This is a genomic window from Mycobacterium sp. (genome assembly GCF_049281135.1).
Lineage (GTDB): Bacteria > Actinomycetota > Actinomycetes > Mycobacteriales > Mycobacteriaceae > Mycobacterium.
This window is the reverse complement of sequence record NZ_JBAPRN010000467.1, coordinates 1-14,185: the sequence shown is the minus strand read 5'-3', so window position 1 is coordinate 14,185 and position 14,185 is coordinate 1. Positions and strand designations below refer to the sequence as shown.

The 14,185-nt window shown below is 67.3% G+C and carries 13 protein-coding genes and 2 pseudogenes; 5 read left to right on the top strand and 10 right to left on the bottom strand.

All coding sequences use genetic code 11. The annotated features are described in order from the left end of the window. From WAN02_RS18870 to WAN02_RS18850, 5 genes are all read right to left on the bottom strand, one after another. A partial coding sequence (locus WAN02_RS18870) for a PPE family protein (RefSeq protein ID WP_422265765.1) occupies positions 1-869 on the bottom strand: 869 nt, incomplete at its 3' end. Between the two features lie 89 nt (positions 870-958). Further along, positions 959-2,068 (bottom strand): phosphate ABC transporter substrate-binding protein PstS, encoded by a 1,110-nt coding sequence (gene pstS, locus WAN02_RS18865; protein WP_422265764.1) that lies wholly within the window; start codon positions 2,066-2,068, stop codon positions 959-961. A 788-nt stretch (positions 2,069-2,856) separates the two neighbouring features. Further along, complete coding sequence (locus tag WAN02_RS18860; RefSeq protein WP_422265763.1) at positions 2,857-3,726, bottom strand: pseudouridine synthase; 870 nt, start codon at positions 3,724-3,726, stop codon at positions 2,857-2,859. Then, on the bottom strand, positions 3,723-5,480 hold the full coding sequence (locus WAN02_RS18855; protein WP_422265762.1) for a glycerol-3-phosphate dehydrogenase/oxidase: 1,758 nt from the start codon (positions 5,478-5,480) through the stop codon (positions 3,723-3,725). Before WAN02_RS18855 ends, WAN02_RS18860 begins: the two co-directional genes overlap by 4 nt. Positions 5,481-5,541: 61 nt before the next feature. Then, positions 5,542-6,948: an NAD(P)H-quinone dehydrogenase gene (locus WAN02_RS18850; protein WP_422265761.1), complete on the bottom strand. Its 1,407-nt coding sequence runs from the start codon at positions 6,946-6,948 to the stop codon at positions 5,542-5,544. 64 nt (positions 6,949-7,012) lie between these two features. On the opposite strand from WAN02_RS18850, the gene WAN02_RS18845 reads away from it, so the two are divergent. Then, positions 7,013-7,492, top strand: coding sequence for a gamma-glutamylcyclotransferase (locus WAN02_RS18845; RefSeq protein ID WP_422265760.1), 480 nt, complete (start codon positions 7,013-7,015; stop codon positions 7,490-7,492). A 109-nt stretch (positions 7,493-7,601) separates the two neighbouring features. Here the strand turns inward: WAN02_RS18845 and WAN02_RS18840 are convergent, their stop codons facing one another. The 4 genes and pseudogenes from WAN02_RS18840 to WAN02_RS18825 all read right to left on the bottom strand — a co-directional run bounded on the left by WAN02_RS18840 (position 7,602) and on the right by WAN02_RS18825 (position 10,713). Next, entirely contained in the window at positions 7,602-8,774 is a 1,173-nt protein-coding gene (locus WAN02_RS18840; RefSeq protein WP_422265759.1) for a M20 family metallopeptidase, read from the bottom strand. Continuing rightward, positions 8,771-8,848 (bottom strand): annotated as a pseudogene (locus tag WAN02_RS18835) (16S rRNA (guanine(966)-N(2))-methyltransferase RsmD); the annotation flags it as partial. The pseudogene WAN02_RS18835 and the gene WAN02_RS18840, both read right to left, overlap by 4 nt. Further along, positions 8,848-10,032, bottom strand: coding sequence for a M20 family metallopeptidase (locus WAN02_RS18830; protein ID WP_422265758.1), 1,185 nt, complete (start codon positions 10,030-10,032; stop codon positions 8,848-8,850). The gene WAN02_RS18830 and the pseudogene WAN02_RS18835, both read right to left, overlap by 1 nt. 42 nt (positions 10,033-10,074) lie before the next feature. Then, entirely contained in the window at positions 10,075-10,713 is a 639-nt protein-coding gene (locus WAN02_RS18825; RefSeq protein WP_422265757.1) for a TIGR03086 family metal-binding protein, read from the bottom strand. 54 nt (positions 10,714-10,767) lie between these two features. Here WAN02_RS18825 and WAN02_RS18820 point away from each other — a divergent pair, with 54 nt between their 5' ends. The 4 genes and pseudogenes from WAN02_RS18820 to WAN02_RS18805 all read left to right on the top strand — a co-directional run bounded on the left by WAN02_RS18820 (position 10,768) and on the right by WAN02_RS18805 (position 13,713). After that, on the top strand, positions 10,768-11,196 hold the full coding sequence (locus WAN02_RS18820; protein WP_422265766.1) for a MarR family winged helix-turn-helix transcriptional regulator: 429 nt from the start codon (positions 10,768-10,770) through the stop codon (positions 11,194-11,196). Between the two features lie 11 nt (positions 11,197-11,207). Further along, positions 11,208-12,014, top strand: coding sequence for a purine-nucleoside phosphorylase (locus tag WAN02_RS18815; protein WP_422265756.1), 807 nt, complete (start codon positions 11,208-11,210; stop codon positions 12,012-12,014). A gap of 12 nt (positions 12,015-12,026) precedes the next feature. Next, positions 12,027-12,098, top strand: a pseudogene (locus tag WAN02_RS18810) (16S rRNA (guanine(966)-N(2))-methyltransferase RsmD); the annotation flags it as partial. A gap of 1 nt (position 12,099) precedes the next feature. Continuing rightward, the gene (locus WAN02_RS18805) at positions 12,100-13,713 is read left to right on the top strand and encodes a phospho-sugar mutase (RefSeq protein WP_422265755.1); all 1,614 of its coding nucleotides are present in this window, start codon (positions 12,100-12,102) and stop codon (positions 13,711-13,713) included. Here the strand turns inward: WAN02_RS18805 and upp are convergent. Then, positions 13,714-14,185 (bottom strand): uracil phosphoribosyltransferase (gene upp, locus WAN02_RS18800; RefSeq protein WP_422265754.1); only part of this gene is annotated, 472 nt, incomplete at its 5' end.

Sequence of the window (14,185 nt, the reverse complement as noted above, 5' to 3'; positions counted from 1 at the left end):
CTCTGGCCCAGCGCCCCCAACGCTCCGGCCGCGCCCCCACCCAAATTCGCCGCGGCCCCGCCCAGCGCCTGCTCGCCCTCCGAGAGCCCCTGGCTGACCTGGCTGCTCACACCCTGCAGGGCCTGGGCCGACTGGTTCTGAGCCAGGTAGCTGAGCATGTTGATCGGGAAGCCGGACGAGATGAACTGGTTGGCGTAGGTGTTCGCCAGCCCGACAAATCCGACGTTGGGATCGAAGGCAGGGGGGAAGGGGCTGGCGGGGGTGGCCGCCGCGACCGTGGCCGCCGACGCGGACGAGGTCGTCGCTGCGGGCGTCGCCGAACTGGCTTGCGTTTTCAGCGCAGCCGGATTGGTCGTCGAGGTCGGCGAGGTCAACTGCGGCAGCGTGGATGCCTGGGAGGAGGCCGCCTGATAGCGGGTCATCGCCGCCGCGTTGTTCGCCCACATGGTCTGGTAGTCAGATTCGGTTTGGGCGATGGCCGGAAGATTTCGGCCAAATACGTTGGTGGCCAATAGCTGTGCCAAACGCGTCCGGTTGGCGACGACGGTGGCCGTCGGAACCACGGACGCCTGTACCGAGCTGAAGGCGGCCGCGGCGGACTGTGCTGCCGAGGCGGTCTGCTGAGCCTGCTGCGCGGTAGTGCGCAGCCACGTCACGTACGGCGTGACGGACTGGAACATCGCCGCCGACGACGGGCCGTACCAACTCTCGTCCATCGAAGCCAGCGACGCGGCATAGTTGTCCGCTGCGTCTTCCAGGTTGGCGCTGAGCTGTTGCCACGCCGCGGCGGCATTGGCCAGCGATTCCGCACCGGGTCCCGAATGAATGAGTGCGGAGATCACCTCAGGGGGCAGCGTCGTGAACTCCATGATTCAAAAGATTTACTACCGTGGGAAAACTCTTGGAACACTGGGTTGACTACGGCGAAAAATACCCTCGAACATTGAGCATCGACTCCTCACGAGACGGCGTTGATGGAGTTCAGTAGTCGCGGCTTGAACTCGGCGGGGATGGGAATGTAACCGGCGCCGATCAAACCGTCCTGACCTGGACCGATAGCGCTCTGCAGGAAAGCCCGGACGGCGGTGCCGACCTTCGGATCCGGATACTTCGAGCACACGATCTCATATGTCGCCAGCACGATCGGGTACGCGTCGGGCTGGTTGGGTCGGTAGAACGAGATGGTGTCGAGGGCAAGATCGTCGCCCTTCCTGATGAACCACGCCGTGGAAATCGTCTTGCCCACTGTCTCGGGGGTGATCTTCACCGGCTCCGGGCCGGCGGACGTGATGATGCTGGCCACGTTCAAGTTGTGCGTCTGAGCGAATGACCATGCGAGATAGGTGATCGATCCTTCGGTGTTTTTGACGGTATCGGCGGCGCCATCGTTGCCGACAGCGGGCTGACCGACGCCGCCGTTGAACTTCCGCCCGGCCGGGAAGCCCCAAGTGCCTTTGGAAGCGGTGTCGAGATACTTCTGGAAGTTGTCCGTCGTCCCGGATTCGTCGCCGCGGAACACGACGTGAATCGGCTCATTCGGCAGCTGCGCACCCAGGTTCTGCAACGCAATTGCGCCGTCGTTCCACATATTGATTTGTCCGTTGAAAATCTGCGCCGCAGTCAAACCGTCGAGGTTCAACGACGTCACGCCCTTGACATTGAAAGCGATCGCGATCGGGCTGACCACCATCGGCAGGTTCCAGGTGGGCGAACCGCACCGCTGCTGCGCCTTGGCGTACTCGTCGGTGGTCAGCGTGGAATCGGACCCGGCGAAATCGCTTTTGCCGTCGAGAAAGTCGTTGATGCCGGCGCTCGAATCGTCCGCGGTGTAATTGAGCGACTGTCCCGGGCAGGATTTCGCAAAGGCCTTGATGAATTCGCTCATCGCGTTCTTCTGAGCGGTGGATCCACTGGCGTTCAGCTCCGACTTGCCTCCGCAGGTCACTTTCACCGGAGCCGGGCTAATCGTTCCCCCGCCGGAGGCGTTGTTGTGACCGCTACATGCCGACAAGAGCAGCACACCAGTCACCAGAATGCTCAGTGCGGCGTTAAATCGATTGAGCTTCAATCCAATTCCTTCAGACGGTACAGAGAAGATGACCGAACCGGCGCATCGCACGCCGCACCGCTAGTCGCTCGCATCCATGAGGCATGGTAACAAGATTCGCACTTCGGTCATTATGCCCAGCTTGCGCTGCACGCGCGATAGTCACGATTTCGGCCCCGGTTTCCCGCCCGTTCATATTCGGGGACGCGCGGTCCCGGGCGCGTGCGCGTGCGCGACGAAAGACTGACCGATGGCCTCCGACGCGCGGAAGGCTCGGGGATGTCGAACGCTTGATATCGAAAAGATCACAGGTCGGTGCGGTTAATCACACGTCAACTAGTTCTCAGCCGCGTTGCTGATCCGGCATCTGCCCAGGTTGAAGAGGTGGGCATGCCGTGATGGGAGGCGGGCGTGCCGAGACACGGGACGCGACGTGCTGTCGCGCATCCGTCCCAAACGTCCCCTGGGAAGTACCGTGGGAATTGCGCACGCCGATTGGCGGTTGGTCATTGCAGACTGGCCTGTGACGCCAATCACCGAAATTGAAAAGTCTCCGCACCAGTCACTGCGGGACGCCCCGACGACCGTGTCGGGTCACCTAAGGACAGAAACGTGCTGACGACCCTGAGCCATATTCGCTCTATCGATCCCGGCTTCCTGACAACGCGAGCCTGGGGCACTCTTCGGGCTGCCGTTCAGGGCGTGGCACCCACGAAGGCGGCGGCCGCTGGCCCGACCGTCACCCTCCCTGCCCAGCAGGCATGGGTTGCTCCTGGCCTCACACCCATGCGTCGCGGCGCTGAGCGCTGCTAGCACTGACGCTCCAGCCGCCGCGAACTCACGAACACGCGGCGCGTCCCGCTTAGCGGATCGTCGAATTCAATGCACTGCGCCAGCAACTGCAATGGCGTGGAGAAGTCGTCGGCGGCGACGTCGATGACGTTGGGATACAGCGGGTCTCCGTGGATCGGCAGGCCCAGCGACGTCATGTGCACACGAAGCTGGTGGGTGCGCCCGGTCTGCGGTGTCAGCCGGTACAGACCGTCGGATGACACCAACTCCACCAACGTCTCGGCGTTGGGCTCGCCGGCTTCCTCGACGGCCTGAAAATTGCTGCGGCGCTTGATGATACGACTACACACCACCCGCGGCAACACGACATTCGGGTCGACCGCCGCCCTCGCTAGATACGTCTTGTGCACGGCGCCGCGAGCGAACAACGTCTGGTAGGCCCCGCGAACCTCGCGGTGGGTTGTGAACAGCAGCACCCCGGCCGTCAGGCGATCCAGCCGGTGAGCCGGGCTGAGCTCGTCCAGACCGAGTTGCCGGCGAAGCCGCACCAGCGCGCTCTGCACGACGTGGCGCCCGCGCGGCATGGTGGCCAGGAAGTGCGGCTTGTCGGCGACCACGATGTCCTCGTCCTGGTACAGCACCGGCATGTCGAATGGCACCGGCACTTCGTCGAGCAGTTCGCGGTAGAGGTAGACGACGGCATCGGCCGGCAAGACGGTGGCCGGGTCCAGCACCGCACCGTGCTGATCGACGACCTCGCCGGCGATCGCCTTGGCGGCGACATCGGACCCGAACCGCCTGGCCAGCTCGTCGCCCAGCGGTCCGCCGTGCACCCTCAGCCGCGCCGGCCCCAATCCGTCGCGTGGCGGCAATGGCGGGCGCCTCAAGTCAGCGGCACCGGCTCGAGGATCTCGGCGCGCGCCTCTGGTGCGCTGGCCCGCAACGCATCCGCGGACGCATCGTCCGGCTGAGCCTGGGACAGTACTTCGGCCTCCACCCGCGCGATGTAGGTCTCGACCTCTCGATCGACGTCGGCCGTGGTCCAGCCCAGGATCGGCGCAATGATGTCGGCCACCTCGCGGGCACAGTCGACGCCGCGATGCGAGTACTCGATGGCGATGCGTGTCCGCCGGGCCAGGACATCTTCCAGATGCAGTGCACCCTCGGCCATTGCGGCGTACGCCGCTTCGACCCGCAGGTAGCCAGGTGCGGCGGCGATCGGGTTGAGCAGGTCTCGGTGATCGGCTGCCAGCGCGAGCACTTCGTTGAGCAACGACCCGTAACGGTCCAGCAGATGGCGCACCCGGTATGGGTGCAGTCCCGCGATCGCGCCCACGTGCTCGGTCTGGTTGATCAGCGCGAAGTACCCGTCGGCGCCCAGCAGCGGCACCTTCTCGGTGATCGACGTCGCGACCCGTGCCGGAACATATTGCGCCGCAGCGTCAATCGCGTCGGCAGCCATCACGCGATAGGTGGTGTACTTGCCGCCGGCAATGGCGACCAGGCCCGGCGCCGGCACCGCGACCGCGTGCTCACGGGACAGCTTGGACGTCTCCTCGCTCTCCCCCGCCAGCAGCGGCCGCAGCCCGGCGTACACCCCGTCGATGTCGTTGTGCGTCAACGGAGTAGCAAGCACGGTGTTGACGGTGCCGAGGATGTAGTCGATGTCGATTTTAGTGGCGGCCGGATGTGCGAGGTCCAGATTCCAGTCGGTGTCGGTGGTCCCGATGATCCAGTGGTTGCCCCACGGGATGACGAACATCACCGACTTCTCGGTGCGCAGGATGATCGCGGCGTCGCTGACGATCCGGTCCCGCGGTACCACGATGTGTACACCCTTGGATGCCCGAACCCGAAAACGCCCACGCTGCTTGGACAATGCCTGAATCTCGTCGGTCCACACCCCGGTCGCGTTGACGACGACATGGCCGCGCACCTCGGCGACCGCGCCGTCCTCGGAGTCGCGCACCCGCACGCCGGTCACCCGGTCGCCTTCGCGCAGCAACGACACCACTTGGGTGGACGAGCGCACCACCGCACCGTATTGCGCCGCGGTACGGACCACAGTCAGCGTGTGCCGCGCGTCGTCGACGACGGTGTCGTAGTAGCGGATCCCGCCGATAAGCGAGCTGCGCTTCAGACCAGGCGACAATCTCAGAGCGCCGGCCCGAGTCAGATGCTTTTGCCCCGGAACGGATTTCGCGCCACCGAGCTCGTCGTAGAGCAAAAGACCGGCGGCTACGTAGGGCCGCTCCCACCACCGCTTGGTCAGCGGGTAGAGAAACGGCAGCGGCTTGACCAGGTGCGGGGCCAGCGTGGTCAACGACAACTCGCGCTCGAAAAGCGCCTCCCGAACCAAGCCGAACTCCAACTGCTCGAGGTAGCGCAACCCGCCATGAAACATCTTGGACGACCGGCTCGACGTGCCGGAGGCAAAGTCGCGGGCTTCAACCAGCGCGACTTTCAGCCCTCGAGTGGCGGCGTCCAGAGCTGCTCCGGAACCCACCACACCGCCGCCTATCACCACGACGTCGAACTGCTCGCTGCCGAGTCGGTCCCAGGCTTTGGCGCGCTGTTCGGGTCCGATAAACGAACCCGGCCGGGTCTGCTCGCTGGCCGGGACGCGAATCTCGTCGCTCACGGCGCGGTCTCCTGTCGGTTACTCGTCAGTAGATTTGTTGGTTCAAGGCTACCTGGGGCGATCAGTCCAGGTCATCGTGCGCCATCAGCCGTCGCGCAGCCTCGGTGATCGATCCCGACAGCGACGGGTACACGCTCAAGGTCTGCGCCAGGTGATTTACCGTCAGGCGGTTCTGCACGGCCATCGCGATCGGCAGGATCAGCTCCGAGGCGATCGGGGCGACCACCACGCCGCCGATCACCACACCGGTGGCCTGTCGGCAGAAAAGCTTGACGAAGCCGTGCCGAAGCCCCGACATCTTGGCCCGCGCGTTGGTGTGCAACGGCAGCATGATCGTGCGGGCCAGCACCGATCCGTCGTCGATGGCGGTTTGGGGAACACCCACCGCCGCCAGCTCGGGCCGGGTGAACACCGCAGCGGCGACCGTGCGCAGCCGGATCGGGGTGACGGCCTCGCCGAGTGCGTGCCACATCGCGATCCGACCTTGCATCGCGGCGACCGAGGCCAGCGGCAGCAGCCCGGTGCAGTCGCCCGCCGCGTAGATGTTGGATACCGACGTCCGGGAGACCCGGTCGACGGTCAGGTAGTTGCCCGGTCCGAGTTCGATGCCCACCCGGTCCAGGCCCAGACCGCCGGTGTTGGGCACCGAGCCGATCGTCATCAGCGCGTGGCTGCCCTCGACTGTCCGGCCGTCGGCCAAGGTCACCAGCACGCCGGAATCGGTACGGGTCACCGAGTCGGCGCGGGCATTCTTAACCAGCTGCACTCCGCGCTCGGCGAAGATCCGCTCCAGCACAGCGGCCGCGTCGGCGTCCTCGTAGGGCAGGATCTGGTCGCGGCTGGCGACCACCGTGACGTCGACGCCCAATTCGGTATAGGCGTGCACGAATTCGGCGCCGGTGACACCGGAGCCGACCACAATCAGATGCTCGGGCAGTGCCTGCAGATCGTAGAGCTGACGCCAGTTCAGGATGCGCTCGCCGTCGGTCCGCGCGGTCGGCAGCTCGCGGGGGCTGGCGCCGGTGGCGATCAGTACCGCGTCGGCGTCGTGGGTGCTGGTGCTGCCGTCCGGCGCGGTTGCCTGGATGCGGTGCGATGCCAGACCCGGGGTCGCGTCGATCAGCTCGCCGCGGCCGGCGACCACCCTGACGCCCGCGTTCTGCAGCTGGGCATTGATGTCGGCGGACTGGGCGGCGGCCAAGGTCTTGACCCGCTGGTGGATTTCCGGCAGCGAGATCTTGGCGTCGTCGATGTCGAGATCGAAACCCAGATGCGGAGCGCGGCGCAATTCGGTCCGCACCCCGGTGGAGGCGATGAAGGTTTTCGACGGCACACAGTCGAAGAGCACCGCCGCGCCGCCGATGCCGTCCGAGTCGATGACGGTGACGTGCGCGTCACGAGCCGCTGCGACGAGGGCCGCCTCGTAACCGGCCGGTCCTCCCCCGATGATCACTATGCGGGTCGCCACAGACCTAACCTAGCCAACCCGTCGGATGACCGCCGCTTCAGCGGTAGCCGTTTAAGCTTTGTCCGTGCCGCTCTACGCCGCCTACGGCTCGAATATGCATCCCGAGCAGATGCAGCAGCGCGCACCCCACTCACCGATGGCCGGAACTGGCTGGTTGCACGGGTGGCGGCTGACCTTCGGCGGCGAGGACATCGGCTGGGATGGCGCGCTGGCCACGGTCGTGGAGGACCCGACCTCGAAGGTGTTCGTCGTGCTCTACGACATGACGCCGGCCGACGAGAAAACCCTCGATCGGTGGGAGGGTTCCGAGCTCGGCATCCACAAGAAGATCCGGTGCCGAGTAGAACGCGTGTCGTCGGACACCACGACCGATCCGGTTCTGGCGTGGCTGTATGTGGTGGACGCCTGGGAAGGCGGCCTGCCGTCGGCGCGCTACATCGGTGTCATGGCCGACGCCGCTGAAATCGCCGGCGCCCCAGACGAATACGTGCACAAGATCCGGACCTGCCCGGCGCGCAACGTCGGACCAGGCCACGGCGAATAACGCCGCAGTCCGATCCGCCCCGTGAGTCTCCGCTTCGGCGGGCGCTCAATCTGCCCGCACAAAGCCCATCCCGACTGCGCTGTTGCGGAGGTGAAAGCCTTCCGCGCGCCTAACCGATCGCGGCGGACTGCTCGACGATGTTGACCATCAATCGAACCCCGATCGCCAGGGCCCGCTCGTCGAGGTCGAACGTCGGCTGATGCAGGTCCAATTGCGGACCGTGGCCGGACCACACCCCGAGCCGGGCCATCGCGCCGGGCACTTCCTCCAGGTACCAGGAGAAATCCTCACCGCCACCGGATTGTTTGGTGTCGGCCAGCGCATTCGGACCGATCGCCTCGATGGCGTGGGTGATGATGCGCGTCGAGACCTCCTCGTTGACCACTGGCGGGACCCCGCGGTTGTACTGCAGGGTGTGCTCGATGCCCAGCGGCGCCAGTAACGCCGTCACCGTCTCCCGGACGATGTCCTCCATGCCCAGCCAGGTCTCGCGGCTGGCGGTGCGGACGGTGCCGGCCAGCGTGCCGTGCTGTGGAATGGCGTTGGCGGCTACTCCCGCATTGACTGCGCCCCACACCATCACGGTGCTGTTGCGCGGATCGATGCGCCGCGACAGCACCCCGGGTAGTCCGGTGATCAGCGTGCCCAGCCCGTAGACCAGGTCGCCGGTCAAATGTGGGCGTGAGGTGTGTCCGCCCGGCGAAGTCAGAGTGATCTCGATCATGTCGGCTGCCGACGTGATCGGCCCCACCTTGACCGCGATCTTGCCGACCGCCAGCCGGGGATCGCAGTGCAGGGCGAAGATTCGGCTGACTCCGGACATCGCCCCCGCCGCGATCGTGTCGATCGCGCCGCCGGGCATCAGTTCCTCGGCCGGCTGGAAAACCAGCCGCAACCCGACCGGCAGCTCCGGCGCCCCGGCCAGCGCGAGCGCGGTGCCCAGCAGGATCGCGGTGTGTCCGTCGTGCCCGCAGGCATGCGCGGCGTTGGGCATCGTCGAGGCGTATTCGGCCCCGGTCCGCTCGGCCATCGGCAGCGCATCCATATCGGCCCGCAACGCGATTCGCGGCTCGCGTTCAGGGCCGAAGTCGCAGGTCAGCCCCGTTCCACCGGGTAACACCTTCGGGTTGAGCCCGGCCTCGACCAACCGCTCGGCGACGAACTGCGTGGTGGCGTACTCCTGACGCCCCAGCTCCGGATAGCGGTGGATGTGCCGCCGCCAGCCGACCAGATCGTCGTGGTGCGCGGCAAGCCAGGAATTGGCGACATCGGACAAGGTCATCGGCGCCACTCCTCCCCATCGCTTCGTCCCCCGCAAGCGGGAGGTACCCCCACTGCATCGTCGCCGGCGCGGTTCATGACGCCGCCCGCTGAGCACGTGCTTCCAACACGCGGTCCCGTTCTCCGGGCGACTCGGCAAGGCGAACGACCGTGCGTGCCAACATGATTGCGCCGTCGATGACTGCCTTGTCGGCGCTGGGACCCGCGGCTGCCGCGGTGAAGTCGGGCTGGTGCAACGACGCGCCGCCGGCATCGACGGCAACCATCGGATGGATGCCGGGCAGTAGCTGGGTGACGTTGCCCATGTCGGTGCTGCCCAGTGGCAGCGCCGCCTCGAGCGCGTGTTCGATGGGCGATCGACCGAGCCGCGTCATCTCGGCGCGCACGGTTTCGGCCAGCCATGGATCGGGTTTGAGCGCGTCGTACATCGGCTCGGTCTGCTCGACGCTGTAGTCGCAGCCGGTGGCGACCGCACCGGCCAGGAAGCAGTCGCCCACCTTTGCTTCCAGATCGGCCAACGACGACGCGTCGGTGGCACGCATCGTGTACTGCAATTCGGTGTGCGCGGGAATGACGTTGGCGACTTGCCCGCCGTCGGCGACGATGCCGTGCACCTGCTGCCCGGGTGCCAACTGCTGGCGCAGCAGCCCGATCGCCACCTGCGCCACGGTCACCGCGTCGGCGGCGTTGATCCCCAGGAACGGCGCGGCTGACGCGTGAGCTTCTTTTCCGCGATAGGTCACCCGGACCGCGGACAGGGTCAGCGACCGGGCGGCCGCGATGTCGACCGGACCGGGATGCACCATCACCGCGACCGCAAGGTCGTCGAAGACTCCGGCGTTGAGCAGCAAGACTTTTCCGCCACCGAACTCCTCGGCCGGCGTGCCCAGCAGCGAGACCGTCAAACCCAACTCGTCGGCGACGTCGGCCAGCGCCAGCGCGGCGCCGACGGCCGATGCGGCAATGATGTTGTGGCCGCACGCATGACCGATCCCGGGCAGCGCGTCGTATTCGGCGCAGATTCCGACAGCCAGCGGACCACTGCCGAAGTCGGCGCGAAACGCGGTGTCCAAACCGCCCGCGGCTGCGGTGATCTCAAAACCCCGCTCGGCCACCAGTGTTTGCGCCTTGGCGCAACTGCGATGCTCGGCGAAGGCCAGCTCCGGCTCGGCATGAATCGCATGCGACAACTCGACGAGGTCGGTGCTGCGACGCCGCACCGTGTCGTCGACGCGATCCAGCGCCGGGGTCGAAGCCATCGTCGCAGTATCTCACCCGCCGATCGCCCGCGGTCAGAACGACTAGCGAGCGCCGCCTGCCGCGACGGTCGGCTGCCACTGCGGCGAGCGGCCGAGATGAGTGAGTATGCGATCGAAGTCGTCGGCCGGAGCCGTCGACGGGATCGCCGGGCCGAACGGTGCGTTGTCAATGGTACGGAAGTCTCCGTCGGGCACCACGAGCGCCAGCGGCAACGCGGCGGCCACGACGTTGACCGGAAGCTCGTAGGACCGCCCAAGCGTGCGAGCCACATCCCAGCCGTGTACGACGTAGTCCACATAGTGAAAACCGATCGCCATCGCGGCCGGGAACATCGCCCCGGGCCCGAACTCAGGTAGCGCGAACTCGCTGTCGAGCACGCCGTCACCGGCGAACGCGTCGATCACCTCGGTGGCGGCCGCTGAGTAGGTGCCGGCGGGGTCGGCTGCCACCGCGTCGGCGACCGTGGCCGGTTGCCACATGGCCTCGTCGGCGCCGTGCCCACGAGCGGCAGCGGCAAAGCCGCGATGCTGGACCGTCATGTGAGCGAGCAGGTCAGCGAGGTTCCAGCCGGCGCAGGGCGTCGGTTTCGCGAGGTCATCGGCGGTGACAGCCGAGACCACCTCAACAGAGGCCAGTACGGCGATGCGGTGTAACGGGCGAACATCCTCATTTGTATGCATACGTATATCGTATGTGCTCGCATATTATCTGTCCAGCTCTATCATCAGTCGGTGATGCGAAAGGCGACGCGTCCAGACCTGGCGGAGATGCTGGTAGACCTGGCTCGCAAAACGGTGGCGGCCGAACTGCCGGTGCTGGAAGCCCACGGTTTGTCGATGTGGGGCTACGTCGTTCTCAGCGCGCTGGACCGCTCCCCGATCCGCACTCAAGCGGCGCTGGCCGAGGCGATCGGCGCCGACAAGACCCGCATCATCCCGACCCTCGACGCGTTGCAAGAGCACGGTCACATCGAACGGATCCCCGACCCCGATGACCGCCGGGCGCGCCTGCTCGAGATCACCGAGTCGGGCCGTTCGATCAAGAACGCCGTGCAGGTGGCCATTCAGTGCGGTGAGGAGCACTGGCTCGGACAGCTTTCCGCCAACGACCGTGGCGTCTTCCTGCGTGCGCTGCAGCAACTCAGCGGACGGGGCGGCGATTAGGCTGGGCGACTGTGAGTGACGGTCCCCCCGACCCCGATGCGCTCGCGCGGACCGCGGCGCAGTCCATCGCCGATCGCATGGGGATCGCCGAACACGACGTGGCGATCGTGCTGGGGTCCGGCTGGGCTCCGGCCGTGGCCGCTCTCGGGCAACCCACGGCGACCCTGCCGATGGCCGAGCTGCCCGGGTTCACCCCGCCGTCTGCGGCCGGCCACACCGGCCAGGTGCTGTCGGTGGCCATCGACAGGCACCGGGTGCTGGTACTGGCCGGTCGGGCGCACGCCTACGAAGGCCACCACCTGCAGCACGTCGTGCACCCGGTGCGGACAGCCTGCGCGGCCGGCGCCCGGGTGGTCGTGCTGACCAACGCCGCCGGCGCGGTCCGCGAGGACTTCGCCGTGGGCCAGCCGGTATTGATCAGCGACCACCTGAATCTGACCGCGCGGTCGCCGCTGGTCGGGGCGCAGTTCGTCGACATGGTCGACGCCTACGCCGCGCGACTGCGGACGCTGGCCCATGACGTCGACCCGGAACTCGCCGAGGGCGTGTACGCCGGGCTGCCCGGCCCGCATTACGAAACGCCCGCCGAGATCCGGATGCTGCGCACGCTGGGCGCCGACCTGGTGGGCATGTCCACCGTGCACGAAACGATCGCCGCCCGGGCCGCGGGCGCGGAGGTACTCGGAGTCTCGCTGGTCACCAACATGGCCGCCGGAATCACCGGTGAGCCGCTGAGCCATGCCGAGGTGCTGCTGACCGGCGCCGCGTCAGCGGCCCGGATGGGTTCGCTGCTGGCCGACGTGGTCGCACGGCTGTAGAGGTCGGCGTGACACCGCGCCGCCGACGATTCAGTGGGGGTACCTCCCGCTTGCGGGGGACGAAGCGATGAGGAGGAGCGGCGGCATGACACCGCAGGATTGGATTGCGCACGACCCCGATCCGGTGACGGCCGCCGAGCTCGCCGCGTGCGATCGGGCCGAGCTGGCGGCCCGGTTCGCGCGTCCACTGACATTCGGCACCGCCGGGCTGCGCGGGCCGGTCGGCGCCGGCCCGGACGCGATGAACCTCGCCGTGGTATTGCGCGCCAGCTGGGCGGTGGCCCAGGTGCTGGCCGGTCGCGAACTGGCCGGCTCGACAGTGATCGTCGGCCGCGACGCCAGGCACGGGTCGCCAGAGTTCGCCGTCGCAACCGCTGAAGTGTTCGCCGCCGAAGGGTTTTCGGTCACATTGCTTCCCGATCCGGCACCCACGCCGGTGCTGGCCTTTGCCGTCCGGCACACCGGCGCGGCGGCCGGAATCCAGATCACCGCGTCTCACAATCCACCGGCCGACAACGGCTACAAGGTGTACCTGGACGGGGGGATCCAGATCGTCTCCCCCGCCGATCGTGAGATCGAGTCCGCCATCGCGACGGCCCCGTTCGCCGACGAGATCGCCAGGCGGGCCGTCGAACCCGCCGATACCGGACTGGTCGAGCAGTACATCGAGCGCGCCGCCCGGCTGCGGCGCTCGTCGTCGGGTCCGATCCGCGTAGCGCTGACTCCCCTACACGGTGTGGGCGGTGTGGTGGCCACCGAAACGCTGCGCCGTGCCGGACTGTCCGACGTGCACACCGTCGCCGGCCAGTTCGCTCCCGATCCCGACTTCCCGACCGTCAGCTTTCCCAACCCCGAAGAACCCGGCGCCACCGACGCGCTGCTCAGCCTGGCCGCCGATGTGGACGCCGACATCGCCGTCGCCCTTGATCCTGACGCAGACCGGTGTGCGGTAGGCGTACCGACACCGGCCGGCTGGCGGATGTTGTCCGGCGACGAAACCGGTTGGCTGCTCGGCGATTACATACTGTCGCAGACCGACCCGGCCGATCGCGCCAGCAGCGTGGTCGCCAGCACGGTGGTGTCGTCGCGGATGCTGTCCGCGATCGCGGCGTACTGGGGCGCGCAACACGTCGAGACCCTGACCGGTTTCAAATGGCTGGCCCGCGCCGACGCCGACCTGCCAGGCAGCACACTGGTCTACGCCTACGAAGAGGCCATCGGACACTGCGTCGACCCGTCGGCGGTGCGGGACAAGGACGGCATCAGCGCCGCGGTCCTGATCTGCGATCTGGTCGCGACGCTCAAAGACTCCCAGCGGTCTGTGCTCGACGCGCTCGACGACCTCGCCCGCCGCTTCGGCGTCCATGTCGGCACGGCCGTATCGCGCCCGGTGCGCGACGCTGACGAGGCGGCTGAGCTGATGCGCCGACTGCGCGCGTCACCACCGACACAGCTCGGCGAATTCGCCTCGACCACAACAGATCTCTCGCACAGCGCACTGACTCGCACGGACGCTCTTATCTTCACCGGCGGCAGCGACGATAGGTGGGCCCGGGTCGTGGTCCGGCCGTCGGGTACCGAACCGAAGGTCAAGTTCTACATCGAGGTCCGGTGCCCGGTCGCCGAGGATCTGGCCGCCGCCCGCCGCCACGCCACCGCGCTGCGTGACGAACTCGCGGCGGCCGCCCGGGCTTGGTAGCTATCGCGGTCCGAACTGGCGATCGCCGGCATCGCCGAGGCCGGGCACGATGTAGGCGACATCGTTGAGACCGTCGTCGATGGCCGCAGTGAACAGCCGCGCCTGCGGCGCTGTCTTCTCCAGCGCTGCAATGCCTTCCGGCGCGGCCACCACGCACAGCACGGTGATGTCGTCGGCACCGCGGCGAAGTAACAGGTCGACGGTATGCGTCATCGAACCGCCGGTGGCCAGCATCGGGTCCAACACGATCACCGGCCTGCCGCGCAGATCGTCGGGCAGCGACTCCAAATACGGTGTGGGCAAGGCGGTTTCCTCGTTGCGGGCCACGCCGACGAAACCCACCGAGGCCTCTGGGAGCAGCGAGTTCGCCTGCTCGACCATGCCAAGCCCGGCCCGCAACACCGCCACCAGCAGCGGCGGCGTGGCCAGCCGGGTGCCGGCCGTTTCGGCCAACGGCGTGCGCACGGCGATA

Bases quoted from the DNA above. Each gene is read 5' to 3' on its own strand.
- WAN02_RS18830 (WP_422265758.1), bottom strand. From the start codon at position 10,032: ATGGCTTCGACCCCGGCGCTGGATCGCGTCGACGACACGGTGCGGCGT.
- WAN02_RS18805 (WP_422265755.1), top strand. From the start codon at position 12,100: ATGACACCGCAGGATTGGATTGCGCACGACCCCGATCCGGTGACGGCC.
- WAN02_RS18840 (WP_422265759.1), bottom strand. From the start codon at position 8,774: ATGACCTTGTCCGATGTCGCCAATTCCTGGCTTGCCGCGCACCACGAC.
- WAN02_RS18825 (WP_422265757.1), bottom strand. From the start codon at position 10,713: ATGCATACAAATGAGGATGTTCGCCCGTTACACCGCATCGCCGTACTG.
- WAN02_RS18820 (WP_422265766.1), top strand. From the start codon at position 10,768: ATGCGAAAGGCGACGCGTCCAGACCTGGCGGAGATGCTGGTAGACCTG.